A 12,562-nucleotide genomic window follows, 5' to 3' on the forward strand; every position below is an offset into this window, starting at 1 on the left:
CGGGAGAAAGGCGGAAAAGGTCCGGAGTTTTTCCGTCGAAAGGCAGGTTCATCATGATTTTTCCGTGGAAAACCAGGAAGAAAACGGTTGCCGGCTGGGTTGCTGCAAGGGAGCGTAGGTTGCATGCAAACTTTGTGTCTTTGCTTTAAGGCTGTTGAAACGGTCTGCTCGTTTTTGGAGAGAGGAAAGTCCTTTTTCCATTTTATGATAGAATAAGCCGGGGAAACGGGTATAGTTTCCGAACGCCTGCGACGATGACGGGCGGCGCTTATCCCTCCACCACCATGAGTACCAACCAACCATTGAATGCCGGAGGCGGTCACATCGCCTGGGTAGATTTTCTGCGCATCCTGGCCTGCTTCCTCGTCGTGCTGGCCCATTGCTGCGATCCCTTCGTAGGGAGCTTTGACGGCAGTTTTGACTTTAAGTCGGGCGTCTTCATCGGCAGCCTCGTACGACCCTGTGTTCCTTTGTTTGCGATGATTTCCGGCGTCCTGCTTTTTCCCGTGACGATGGAAATGGGCGCTTTCTATTCACGCCGGCTCAAGAGGATTCTGATTCCGCTGGTCGTGTGGTCCCTGGCGCTTCCCCTGTTTTACTTCCTCTACTTTGCCGCGGGCGTGCAGACGGCCAGCCCCAACATCGTGATGGACACTTACACCTGGAGCGCCACGGTCGATAAGCTGTACACCTTTATTTTCAATTTCAATTATGATACCACTCCCCTCTGGTACGTGTACATGCTCGTAGGCCTGTACCTCTTCATGCCCATCATGAGCGCGTGGCTGACCCAGGCCAAAAGGAAGGACGTGAAGATTTTTCTGGGAATCTGGATATTCAGCATGGTCCTGCCGTACGTCCAGATGCTGGCTCCGACGCTGGGGTATGAGGGCAATTACGGCAATATGGGGATTCTGGGCATCTGCGACTGGAACCCGTACGGCATGTTTTACAACTTCGCGGGCTTCATGGGGTACATGGTCCTTGCCCATTATTTGATGAAGTATCCCCTGAACTGGAACTGGAAAAAGACACTGTCCATCACGCTCCCCCTGTTCCTGGCCGGATTTGCCATTACCTTCTTCGGCTTTCTGGAAACGCAGAAGCATTTCCCCGGCCAGTATTCCAAGCTGGAGATTCTGTGGTACTTCTCCGGCATTAACGTGTTCATGATGACCTTTGCCATCTTCGCCATAGTGAGCAAACTCCGGATTAAAACCAGCCCGGCATTGTCCCGGATAGCCGCCCTGACCTTCGGCGTGTACCTGTGCCACTTCTTCTTTGTGCAGTGCGCCTATGATGCTATTGACTTCCTTGGTTGGACGGGTCTTCCCGCCTGCGTGAAAATTCCGTTGATGGCCTGCCTAGCGTCCGCCGTTTCGCTCTTCCTTGTCTGGCTGCTGAACCTCAACAGGTGGACGCGCAAGAGCATCATGTAAAAGATCCGGATATTTGTTTGCACGGACGCTGCGGAACGAGTGAAACTGTTCCGCAGCGTTTTTTGTTCGGAAAGGCTTTTTTCCGTGGGGGACAGCAAAGGCTGCGGTGTGGTTTGAGGAAAGTTGCTGGACGAATCGTCGTGGTCATTTTATTATAAATACGCATCACGTGCAGGCACCGGTTGTCCGGATGAGGCATCTCTTTTGAAGAGAAGAATCGGCATCCGTGGTTCCCGGCGCCAACCCCAAGCACACAGAAAATTCCCGGAAAGTCGGCGCTTTTTGTAACCTGTTGGGGATGTTAGATTGACAGTAATGATCATTTTTTAAGGCGTGGGTACTTGCAGATTGATATGGCAGGTTGGCGCAAATCATTATTTGTGCAATTAATGATCAATTTGTAAGCTCCCCCGCCGTCGCACCCTCACGGGTGCGTGGATTGAAACTCCAACACTCCCAGGAAAGCACGAGCCTCACAGAGGTCGCACCCTCACGGGTGCGTGGATTGAAACCCGTCCGCCGCCGGATAGCTTGACGGAATGAAGGTCGCACCCTCACGGGTGCGTGGATTGAAACGGAAAGGACTGCCTGACCGAGCCGCTGCGGGTGAGTCGCACCCTCACGGGTGCGTGGATTGAAACTACGTATTGCCTGGGCATCGCCGCTTCCATGGGGTCGCACCCTCACGGGTGCGTGGATTGAAACATCCGCCGGTGCAAGGGCGGTTACATGCCCCAGGTCGCACCCTCACGGGTGCGTGGATTGAAACAGGCAATCGTCGGGCATGATTCCCGTGATGTACATGTCGCACCCTCACGGGTGCGTGGATTGAAACTTCCGCAATGCCGCCCTGCGCCGCAGGAGCGGGGTCGCACCCTCACGGGTGCGTGGATTGAAACATCGGGGCGACCAACGAGCCCAAGCCCCTGTGTAACGCGCCATGACATCTGATCAATTGACGACAGGTATCTGATCAATTTAGCCGTCCCTGCCTACTCCGGGCAGGGGGTGTGCAGGGCTCCTGCATCGCCTCTGCAAGCGGCCATCAGGCCGCCCCAATCCACCGCCTCGTCATCCTCCCTGGTCACACCGTCCTGCAGCATGGCCGCCCTGGCGTCGGCCAGCAGGTGCATCACCCTGGCCCGCTCGCTGGCCGGCTGGTGATCCTGGCGAGGGCTGCCGGTGGTTACCATTGCAAACCTGGCCGCATAACTCTCGGCGCTCGCTGTCCGGCTGGGCCAGCACCAGGCCGTCCACTCGCTCCAGGGGCTGCGCTGCCTCCACGGCTCCTCGATGCGGCACACTGTTGCCGGCACCCTGGCCAGCACCTCACGGCCGATGGTCACATCCTCCGGCGCTAAATCATCCAGCAGCGTCCAATCCATCTCCCGGTAGAGCCGTCTGGCCATCCATCCCCTCAATGCGTACAGGCAGCCATAAATCCGCCACGCTCCTGCCACAAAATCCCCGGAGGCATACATCGGGCATGCCGGATGGGCATCCATCCAGCGCAGCCAGCCGTCATCCAGGAGGGCCGTATCGCAATCAATCTTGACGACGATGTCGTCGTCCTCCGCCTCTCGGCACATCTCCGAGAGCATACCCCGGATGCAGGCAGGCCCGCGCAGGTTACCCTGTCGATCCCATGATGACTGCACGTAATCCGCGCCTATGCTCCGGAGAGCAGCGGCGGTATCCTCCTGCACCGGACTGGCCGCATCGTCCACTACCGTGACGCTGGCGTAGGGTACGGCCATCCGGACACAGCGCACGCAGGCCACTGCCTCGGCGGCGTCTCCGGAATATGAAAAAACAAAAATCCTGATCATACTGTTATATATAGAGTGAAAAATTAAACAGCCGGCCCGTAGGGGTAAAAAGTGCCGTAATTGACCGGTATCTGAATAGTGCCCAGCATATGCTGGTACACTACCTTGTCCTGCACCGTCGCAACGTGGAAGGAGTAAAAAAACTCCTCCGACTCGTCCGGCTCCTCGTCCTGGAGCCGGAGGGGGTTGACCGGCCCCTGCTCATAGGCGATAGACGTGCCGGTCAGCTTGCCCTTGGCGTTAAATTTGACGTCCAGCCATATCTCGCCGGCCGTAAAGCCGGTCATCGTGTACCAGCCGCTGTTATCTCCCGGCGTCTGGCTGATGTAGACGCCCTGCAGCATCAGCTTGCCCCGGCGCATCCGCGCGCCGGTCACATTGGCGTTATCGTCATCCCAGTCAAGGATTACCTGCAGACCATAAATCGGAGGCTGCTCCGGGGCTGCCGACCACACGATCTCCCCCTCCGGTCCCAGGGTGGGCGCGGGCGGAGACTTGTAAGCCTCGCTGTCGTACTGCAGCGTCTGGACCGGGCCGTCCACTTGGTCCTGGTCGTCCAGCGCCTGCTGGTCGTCGGCTATCTGCCGCATGCGATCAATCATGTCCTGCAGAGACAAATGCGCCGGCACGCCAGTGGTGACCGCCGTGCTCTCTCCGTCCAGATCAACGCTGACGCTCTGCACGACGGTGGCCATGTCGCGGTACTCGCGCCGGGATCCGGTGATGGCCAGCCTGCTGCCCACCAGGATGGCGGGCGACACGGCCCGCAGGGCGGTGACGCTGCCCTCTACGGGGACGTCGCGGGTGACCTCGTAATAATCCCGCAGGATGGAGGTGTAATCCGGCCACGCCTGACCGGCCGGCGGCGTACCGCCTCCGCTGATGGGCGGCTCTCCTCCCCCGTCAGCCCCGGCATCCCCTGACTTGCTGGCCCGGTACTTGCGGTGCATGGTGTTGATGGTGCGCCCCCTCCATGTCATCCAATGGTAGTATCTGGTCACACCGTTGACTTGCTTGGTGTGCGGGAACAGCATCTCGCAGCCCTTGGGGGGCTTGGCGTCCATGTATACATATTGCTTGAGCTCCACATAACACCACTTGATGGTATTGCAGCTCTCGCTCAGCTGACCGCTCACATGCTCGTAACGCTGAGCGGAGTCGTCAGTGGAATAATTGCTCTGGGTGGATCCGTCAACGCCGGCTATTACGGATTTCTTGATCCTCCCATACCGCGCGGCCGTCAAGGTGGCAAGCTGGGGTATCTTGCGCCGCCAGTAGATGGCTCCCTCCACATCGTTGGTGGGCAGTTTGTGCCCTGTCACCTCGACAACAGGCTTGGTAAAATCCCACACCGGGGACTCGGAACCTTGCGGCTCGTCATCATCCGGGCTGTCCGGACTGACGGCCACCTGAACAGTTACGCATCCCTCCTGGTGCAGGGACGCCCCGCGTGGCCAGACCTGGGACTGGTAAGCCTGATTGCCGGCAGTCAGCACGACGCCCACGGCCGGGGGGACCAGGTCCGGCCGGGGGGTGAGCTTGATACTGGAGAGCCTGTCTCTCACTCGGTCCAGGGTGGTCACGGGCAGATCGGCCCCGTCGGCCACCCTGATCACGGGGGCGTCTCCCGTATAATCCACCCGGCACACCATGCCGGGACGGCTGGCCAACACCTTGCGCAGCACGCCGGCATACATGTCGCAGGAGAGCGCCGTATCCCACATCCAGGCGGAGGCGGACACGGACACGTCGATGCCCACGTCGGCAGAGAGGAGGCCGTGCTTGCGGGCATCCTCCAGCACCGCCTTGAGGGTGGCGGCAATGCCCACCCGGCGGGGCACGCTCTCGGCGCTGCCTCCGGATATGTTGGCATTAAGCGCCCCCCTCAACCCTCCGGATGGGCTGAAACACAGCGCCCCCTCCAGGGGCTGGAGGATGTCGCACGCCTCAATGGACCACCGCCAGGCATTGCCGGACTGCTCCAGGGCGCACTTGCGGATGGTCCCCTCCATCACCGTCACGGCGTCCCACACCACGCGCACTTGATCCATGTAGGCATAGGGTGCCGGCTCGTCCTGGTCGCGCGCCAGCTGTTGCCAGGTGAATTTGAGCGGGCCAAAATTGCTCCAGTTGCAGGAGGCACCCTTGATGGCCTTGCCCGTGATCTCAATGACTCTCATGGCGGTGATGCGACAGATGGGTTAGCGGTGGCGGCTGTAGCGCTCGCGGGACAATAAGCCGGAGACCTCCTGCTCAATCTTGCTGAGGCGCTCATTGTGCCGTGCCGACTTGTCCGCCGCCTGCCGGGCGACGGCAAGAAACTGCTGCATCACATCCAGGATGCGGCCCGTGGCGTTGCCCTGCCCAAGCATCTGCCGGGTAAACTCGCTGACCATGGCGCTGGCGTCCTGGCCTGCCGCAGGGACAGGCTGTGGAGGAGGCTGCGGAGCCTGTGCGCCGGCGCGGATGCGCGCGCGCATCTCCTCCTCGGCGTCCAGGTCGCGGCCCTCCGGAGTGACGCGCCGGGGCCGTGCCGGCCTGGCGGGATTGGCCGGCTGAGGCCGGGACATGGCCGTCAGAATGCGGCCCAGCTCTCCATGGACCAGCTCCTTGACCAGCCTGACCACGCGCATGCCCGCCTCGTCGTCCTGGTCGATACGCATCGTCAGGGACTGGAGCTGCTTGATCGTAGCGTCGTTGAGTACGCCATACTTGGCGACATCCTTGAGGATGTCCACAATCTTGGCGGCGGCTCCATCCTTGGGGAGACTGGGGAGGATGTCGGACAATCCGTCCAGCTTGCCCTTGTATCGCTGAGCCTCCAGATCCTTGCGCTCCAGGGGAGTCATCAGGTTGCGCTCTCCGGCCGCCGCCTTGGAGTAACCCTTGATCATGTCGTCCATCATCCACTTGACCTTGGCGGCCAGCTCCTTGGGCAGGCCCTTGAGCGCCTCGTCGCGCAACTGGCTCAGGCGTGCGGAGTCCTGCTCGGACATGTAGCCGGCATCGGCCATGTGCTGCCCCTCCTTAAGCAACCGCTTGAGTCCGGGCGTCTCATGATCCTTGTAATCCTGGCCGTCAGTGAGTTGATCGTAGCGCCTGCGCCAGCGCTCCTGGACGCCCTTGCGCTGGCTGGCCAGCTCGGCGAGGTCCTTTTGCCGACGCTCATCTGCAGCCACGGCGCTGGCCTGGTCCGCCTTGGCGGCGGCGATGACAGCCTCCCTGGCGTTGATCTCCCGCTGGTACTGCAGGAGCTGCTGTTGGGTGGAGACGTTGGCCTCGTCCAGCTTGAGCTGGTCCTCGGCAGTTTTGAGGCGCTCCTTGCGGGTCGTCTCACTCTTATCTTGGTCCTTGATGGCATTGGAGATGTCCTCAGTCATCTGCATACTGCCGGCGTTGTCCTGATCGTAGTGGACCAGAGGATTACTGCTGCGGTAGTAAGCCTCTATAGCCTCTACCTTAGCGTCTGCGTCGGCAATGTATTGAGCAAGGTCCTTATACTGCTGGAGACGCTCCATTGTCTTATCTATCTTATCCTGAGTATCTCTGGCTACACGGGGATCGCTGAGTCCCTTGCTGGTGCGCAGGGCTATGGCATCTTGCAGCTCCTGCTCAAGCCTTGCAATGTCTTGCATCCTCTGTTGGGTGCGCTCCCGATGGTGATAATCCTCTACATCCCTCTTGTATTGGCGATACTCCTCCGGAGTGACCCCAGCATAAGGCGACTTGGCCGCCTGTTCTTGTTCGGCCTTGATCCGGGCCACCTGCCTGGCGGTCTCGTCGCGGGCCTGGATAGCCGCCTCCAGCATGATCTGCTGGCGGTCCTCGCGGGACTTGGCCGCACCCCTGGCCTCGGAGGCATCCAGGTCGGCCATCAGGGCGGCGGCCGTCTCCTGGGTGATCTCACCCCTGATCTCGCGGGTACGCACGATCGTGCGTTGCAGCTCCAGCTCCTTGAGCCGGAGAGCCTCCACGTGGTCCACCTCCGCCGTGCGGTTGGCGGCCAGCTGGCCGATGAGCTGGATGCGCTGGGAGTAGAGCTCGTTAATGGCCGTGATCCTGCGCTGCTCCTCGTCGTAGATGCGCTCGCGCTTGGCGTTGGTCAGCGCATCGGTATAGGCCTGCTCGCGCTCGGCGGCCTCGGTAGCCAGACGGTCCTTGAGCTCCCGCGCCCGCTTGACGGCGGCCTTGTCCACGCCCTCGATTACCTTGTCCCAAGAGTCCAGGATCCACTGGCCGATGGCCTTGCCACGGTTGTAGAAAGACTCCAGCTCATTAACGACGTTGAACGTCGCCATCATCCTGCCGCGCAGGGCCACCAGGGACGACTGCGTCTGCCTGGCGCTGCGCCCCATCTTGTTGAGAGACGCCGCCCCCTTGTCCCCGGCCTGGGCGACGTCGTTGCCGGTGGTCCTGGCCTGCTGTCCGACCTGGCTGACGGCCCCCTGCAGACCCTCTGCAGAGTCGGTTGTCTTGTCGATAGCCTCAGCGGTATCCTCGGCGGCATCCGCCACCTCCTCCAGGTTGTCGATTGTCTCCTCCCGGCCTAGCTCGTCGTTGACCTGCCGGGCCGTCTGGCGCAGGCTATCCAGCCCCTTGTTGACCTTGTCCAGCGCTCCCGTGTTGGCCGTAGCCTCCACGCCTACCTGTACCTTGTAATCCTTGTCTGCCATGTTAGTTAATAGTGATGAGTTAAGAGTTAATAGTGGTTAAGATATCTCTCCCGTCAGGGTGAGGGATAACTGGACGGCCGCCCATGCCTTGCCCTCGGTGTCCGGCAGCCGGATATCCTCCGGGCGGCGGCCGAGGCGCGGTCCGTCCGGTCCCAAGTCGTGATCGCTGGTGAGCGGCAGAGGCTGGACGAGATCCACCGTGGCGTGGTAGGTCCTGGTGCGTGACGGCCGCCGCTGGTGGTAGCAGGACAACCAGGTAACCGTACCCTCCGGGTGGAGGGTGAGAGTCTCCTGCAGGTCCAACCCCCATGCCTGGGCGCGGGCAAACGTCGCCCAGGCCCTGACCACCGTCAGGGTCATCTGCAGGGAGGCGTTGCCGCGCGCGGCCTGGTGCATCCAGGGGCTGCCAATCACACCCTCTCGCTGGATCTGGATGGAGGGCTTGACGCTCACCAGCTCCGCCATGACGTCGTCGTACTGGCACAGCACGATGTCCTGCAGGCCGGCCGGGCGGTAGATGACCGTGTCGAGGGAGAGGTAGTGCATGGCGTGATGAGAGTGGAGGGTTGAGAGTTAAGAGTGGAGAACATCAGAAGTGAAGTGCTTGAAAAACGCCACAGCCTCGTCATCCGTGATGATAAAATCCGGGTAGTCATAAACCGTAAATATCCTGCGCCCTCCGGTTTCCGCATGGACGGCCTCGACATCAAGCGCAACCTCGTCCCGTTGCCCGGTGGGGGTGTAAGGATCATCCTCACTGTAGATCGTCGCCGTCATCAGATGCGCCCACACCTGGGACGCCTGCCAAGGCTCGGCCAGCCCTACCAGCGCGGCCACCACGGATTGTAATGCCGGGGCCTGATCGGCGGGTATGTCGTCCTGCGTATAGCGTCGGGACTGCACAAATCCATCCTTATCGGGAAACACGGCCGTCATCGTGAACTCCTCCCACGCCCCGGGCGAAGGAAACTGTATCTGTATTTGGGTATTATCCATAACTGTTAATCGGTTAATTTATTTGTATCAAATCGCACCATTCGCCTAGGACAGTTCCTCCATAATAATTGGGTGCATGAACCCCGACAGAACAATGTCCCGCTGTCTTTGCCAGTGACAGCCTGCTGGACATCGCTCTGTTATAAGAATCCAACGTAAATGTCTCCGGCAAAACCTTGTAGGAAACAAGACGCCCGGCGCTTTTATCAAACCCAACCAGCCAGACACCGGAATGCTTACTCGTCATGGACAAAGCCACTCCCCGCAAGGCAAGGCTGTCGGGCACGGAACACTGGTGGGTGGTATTGACGGCAGTACTGGACGCATTATCCCACCGGGACATGCGGACAGACACGGCACATTGGCCATTGGCCGGACGGCCTATCTGTATATCGACCCAGTATCGCATGTAACCTGCGGGCGTGGCAAAGGGATCATCATCCAGGCTCGCGTAATCCGCATTGAAAGAAGTATTGCCTATGGCGATCGAATCAAAGCACCGGCCATATCCCAGGCCGCAGGACATTGGGAAATAACAACTGGTCAAGCCGTCGTAAGCTGAATTGTTATTGTCGAGATTGATCATATTAAAATCAGCCGTGACCACAGTCCATGCCGGCATGTTGTCTCGCCCGGCAGCCCACCAAAACCGGTCCACAAGTATTCCCCAGGAAAAAGGATTGGAAGAATTGAAATAGGTACGCAACGCGGAAAACTCCATCTCGTGAAGCAGACGCACCTCCCTGTATCTGGCCGCCTCCGTGTCAGTGGATGGCGCTACCGGAATATTAATCCCCCCGTTGGCATTGATCGTGCCTCCAAAAGTAGCCGCCGTGGTGATGGACAGAGTAGAGGCGGCAACCCTGTTGCAATTAACGACATTGCCGGATATTTCCCCGGAGGAAGCAAGCGCAGAAACATGGACAACGGCACTGTTTGAGCTGGCGTAAATCGTTGCTCCTCCGTTACTCAATGTAATTTTTTGCCCAGCGGAAAGAGCAATCCCTCCGGCCAGCGTCATGTTGCCTTCAGCATCCACCTGCGGGATGGCGGCCAGGGCCTGCTGGGCCGCGGTGGCGGAACTGGCCGCGCTGGTGGCGGATGTCCCCGCATTGGTGGCCGCCGTCTGCGCCTGGTTGCGGGCCGTGGTGGCCGCCGTAGCCGCAGCCTGGGCGTCTGCGGAGGCTGTACGGACATCATTGCCCAGCCCCTGCATCTGGGCGGCGGTGGCAAGCTCCGTACCACCCACCATCACTCCGTCGTCGTAATCAACCGTGACGGACAGCACGGGGGCTATGGTGGCTTGCGTGATGACGGGCGGATAACTGACGGCGGAGGCGATGCCCCGGCCATCCTTGGCCGCCGTGATGACGGCATGGACGCCCAGCTCGTGAGTGGTCAGATGATCCGCGTCCGGGCCGGCACATATCTCCAGCATGATCTTGTCCCCCCGCCGCAGAGGGACGCCGGGTGTAAAATCCCAGGTCATGGGCTGGTTATTGGCAGGGAGAGCTACGGCGGGAGCTACCCCGGCCACGACATACTTGTCGCTCTCCAACCGCCAGATGCGCAGCCAGTGATGATCAAGCAATCCCGTGTCTGTGTAATAGGTCATGGTCACGCTGCGCAGGCGGCATTGATCGGTCAAGTGGCCGGCCAGCAGCTCGTCTCCCCACTCCATTGCGTAGCAGGCCATGACCGTGGGAGTCTCGGCCTCTCCGGTGGTAAGGGTGGACGATCCGGTAACGGGGTCCACGTGCATGCCGCGCTCTTGCAGAGCGCCGTCCAGTACATCCGGCAGCTGGGCGGCCAGGGATGCGGCCACCATCTCCTCCCAGTTGGCGACGACGTCCTCCGGAGGGACGACGTCTGCCGGCATGATATCCTGGCGCACTGCCACTCTGATCAGCGACGAGGTGCGCTGGGATCCGTCTCCGGCCATGAGGACCAGCTCTCCGACCAGGTCGATGCTCTCGGCACTCCCCATGGCCGCAACCAGCTGGGTCGTGTTGACCGACAGACTGCCGACATAGGCCGCACCCAGGGCGTCATCGACCGGCTCCAGATTGGTGGCGGCCAGTACCAGGGTGTCGTCGCCCAGGGCGGTCTTGACGGCCAGGGCCGGCCGTGTGCCGGAGGGAGTGACGGGCGTGCCATCGTCGAGCAGGGAGACGCGCAGAGGCAGCTTGTCCCCGCGCACCAGGGACAGGTCGGTGAGCGGCACGCCGGAGGGGAGCATGACGGCCATGGTGGCCAGGTCAATGAGGATATCCATATATCAGTGTGGAGGGTGGTGAGTTGAGAGTGGATCCTCCCGGCGATGACGCCGGGAGGAAGTGGCGCTTAAACGACCGAATAGTCAGCGTCGGGCGTGAGCTTGCAGAGCTGGTTGTGGACGACCGAGAGCTCGAATTCGGCCAGAGCCGGATCCGAGGCCGCCTTGGCCGGGTTGACCAGGCGCAGGCGTCCCTGCATGCAGGCGCTCATGATCTTGGCTCCGTCTCGATAGGCGTCGGTCCACTCGGTGTAGACGTAGACGTCGATCTGCGGAGAGCCGGAGTCAAAGACCACCTGCTCGGTGCCCCAGTCCTCGCGGAGTCCAAAGGACAATTGCAAGAATTCAGGGGTGATGTAATTGGACGAGAACAGGAATTTGCGCTTGGTGGTTAACAGCATCTCCTCGGTCTCGTAGGTGCCGCCCTTGTTGGTGCCCTCAATCTCGGATGTCTTGGGCTCAATCTGAGGGTTGCTGGTGCGGATCTTGCCCATGTAGAGCCAGGGACCGGGGGCCTCGTCGGTTGGAGGGACGGGCAGCCAGTCTGCAGACACGGTCTTGGCCTGGTCGCCAGTGCCGATGGCGGCTCCGAATTTGGCGATGTGCACCAGGGAGCCGATGATCAGGCCGGGGATGATAATTCTAGACATGTTAGTGATTAGTTAATAGTTAATGGTTAATAGTTGATGGTGTTGGCGGTTATACGCCGATGCGGACGGCCAGCTTGGCCTCCTCCAGGGCTTTGGCCTGAGCGGCCGTGACTCTGGTGACTGCTCCTGCTCGCCCATAAGCGCCGTTGATGAGCGTGCCCGTCCTGGTCACGCGGACTAACACCAGCGCCTCCTGCTGGGCGGGAGCCTGCGGAGTTGGGCTGGTCGTATCTGTGTTGTTGGTTGTGGTATTGGTCTTAGCCATGGTTGTATGTTGTGGGTAAGGATGATCAAAAATTGACGGGGGCGTACAGGATGACGGCGCGGCCCCGGTAGCCGGTGAGCTTGCTCTTGGTCATGTCGTAGTCCTCGACAGAGGCTACGGAGGGCATGTCGTAGCAGACGCGGTCGACAACCGGGTCCCACAGGCGCACGGCATGCAGCGCCTGCCCGACCATGCCGGACAGACAGCGCAGAGGCGGCATGCCTCCGGGCATCCCGGCTGTCCGGGCAAAGCAGCTCACGGCCAGCACGGCGTGCATGCGCACCATCGGCGCATCGACGCCCATCTCCAGGAGGGGCACGTAGCCGGCCGGCGTGACGGCCACGCTGCCGGGCTGGCCGATGGCCGAGCGGTTGATGGCATCCACCTGGTCCTGGTCGTCCCACACGGTGGGGCACACCATGGCGGCCAGGACCT

Annotated in this window: 10 protein-coding genes and 1 CRISPR repeat array; of the genes, 1 reads left to right on the plus strand and 9 read right to left on the minus strand. The window is 60.8% G+C overall.

Annotated elements, in window-relative coordinates; genetic code table 11:
* Positions 1-284 precede the first annotated feature (284 nt).
* Positions 285-1,439 carry an acyltransferase gene (locus tag OQH67_RS10260; RefSeq protein WP_215436810.1) on the plus strand — a complete coding sequence of 385 codons (1,155 nt, stop codon included), beginning with the start codon at positions 285-287 and terminating at the stop codon, positions 1,437-1,439.
* A gap of 415 nt (positions 1,440-1,854) precedes the next feature.
* Positions 1,855-2,338: direct repeats of the CRISPR family, unit length 31 nt; unit sequence GTCGCACCCTCACGGGTGCGTGGATTGAAAC.
* Positions 2,339-2,431: 93 nt separating this feature from the next.
* On the opposite strand, the gene OQH67_RS10265 is transcribed toward OQH67_RS10260, so the two are convergent.
* The 9 genes from OQH67_RS10265 to OQH67_RS10305 all read right to left on the minus strand — a co-directional run bounded on the left by OQH67_RS10265 (position 2,432) and on the right by OQH67_RS10305 (position 12,548).
* Positions 2,432-3,268 (minus strand): glycosyltransferase family 2 protein, encoded by an 837-nt coding sequence (locus OQH67_RS10265; protein WP_067573299.1) that lies wholly within the window; start codon positions 3,266-3,268, stop codon positions 2,432-2,434.
* A gap of 23 nt (positions 3,269-3,291) precedes the next feature.
* Complete coding sequence (locus OQH67_RS10270) at positions 3,292-5,448, minus strand: hypothetical protein (protein ID WP_067573297.1); 2,157 nt, start codon at positions 5,446-5,448, stop codon at positions 3,292-3,294.
* A 21-nt stretch (positions 5,449-5,469) separates the two neighbouring features.
* A complete protein-coding gene (locus OQH67_RS10275; protein WP_215436813.1) occupies positions 5,470-7,197 on the minus strand; it encodes a coiled-coil domain-containing protein in 1,728 nt (575 codons plus the stop codon).
* 780 nt (positions 7,198-7,977) lie between these two features.
* Positions 7,978-8,430 carry a hypothetical protein gene (locus tag OQH67_RS10280; RefSeq protein WP_147549736.1) on the minus strand — a complete coding sequence of 151 codons (453 nt, stop codon included), beginning with the start codon at positions 8,428-8,430 and terminating at the stop codon, positions 7,978-7,980.
* An 84-nt stretch (positions 8,431-8,514) separates the two neighbouring features.
* Entirely contained in the window at positions 8,515-8,937 is a 423-nt protein-coding gene (locus OQH67_RS10285; protein WP_067951837.1) for a hypothetical protein, read from the minus strand.
* Positions 8,938-8,950: 13 nt separating this feature from the next.
* Positions 8,951-11,212, minus strand: coding sequence for a hypothetical protein (locus OQH67_RS10290; protein ID WP_215436818.1), 2,262 nt, complete (start codon positions 11,210-11,212; stop codon positions 8,951-8,953).
* Between the two features lie 68 nt (positions 11,213-11,280).
* A complete protein-coding gene (locus tag OQH67_RS10295) occupies positions 11,281-11,862 on the minus strand; it encodes a hypothetical protein (RefSeq protein ID WP_067573284.1) in 582 nt (193 codons plus the stop codon).
* A gap of 49 nt (positions 11,863-11,911) precedes the next feature.
* A complete protein-coding gene (locus tag OQH67_RS10300; RefSeq protein ID WP_067573282.1) occupies positions 11,912-12,127 on the minus strand; it encodes a hypothetical protein in 216 nt (71 codons plus the stop codon).
* 25 nt (positions 12,128-12,152) lie between these two features.
* The gene (locus tag OQH67_RS10305) at positions 12,153-12,548 is read right to left on the minus strand and encodes a hypothetical protein (RefSeq protein WP_147550273.1); all 396 of its coding nucleotides are present in this window, start codon (positions 12,546-12,548) and stop codon (positions 12,153-12,155) included.
* Positions 12,549-12,562 lie beyond the last annotated feature (14 nt).

It is taken from the genome of Akkermansia biwaensis (assembly GCF_026072915.1).
In the GTDB taxonomy this organism is placed as follows: domain Bacteria; phylum Verrucomicrobiota; class Verrucomicrobiia; order Verrucomicrobiales; family Akkermansiaceae; genus Akkermansia; species Akkermansia biwaensis.

Coding starts and splice junctions, on each gene's coding strand:
- OQH67_RS10260 (WP_215436810.1), top strand. CDS start 285: ATGAGTACCAACCAACCATTGAATGCCGGAGGCGGTCACATCGCCTGG.
- OQH67_RS10265 (WP_067573299.1), bottom strand. CDS start 3,268: ATGATCAGGATTTTTGTTTTTTCATATTCCGGAGACGCCGCCGAGGCA.
- OQH67_RS10270 (WP_067573297.1), bottom strand. CDS start 5,448: ATGAGAGTCATTGAGATCACGGGCAAGGCCATCAAGGGTGCCTCCTGC.
- OQH67_RS10285 (WP_067951837.1), bottom strand. CDS start 8,937: ATGGATAATACCCAAATACAGATACAGTTTCCTTCGCCCGGGGCGTGG.
- OQH67_RS10290 (WP_215436818.1), bottom strand. CDS start 11,212: ATGGATATCCTCATTGACCTGGCCACCATGGCCGTCATGCTCCCCTCC.
- OQH67_RS10295 (WP_067573284.1), bottom strand. CDS start 11,862: ATGTCTAGAATTATCATCCCCGGCCTGATCATCGGCTCCCTGGTGCAC.
- OQH67_RS10300 (WP_067573282.1), bottom strand. CDS start 12,127: ATGGCTAAGACCAATACCACAACCAACAACACAGATACGACCAGCCCA.
- OQH67_RS10305 (WP_147550273.1), bottom strand. CDS start 12,548: ATGGTGTGCCCCACCGTGTGGGACGACCAGGACCAGGTGGATGCCATC.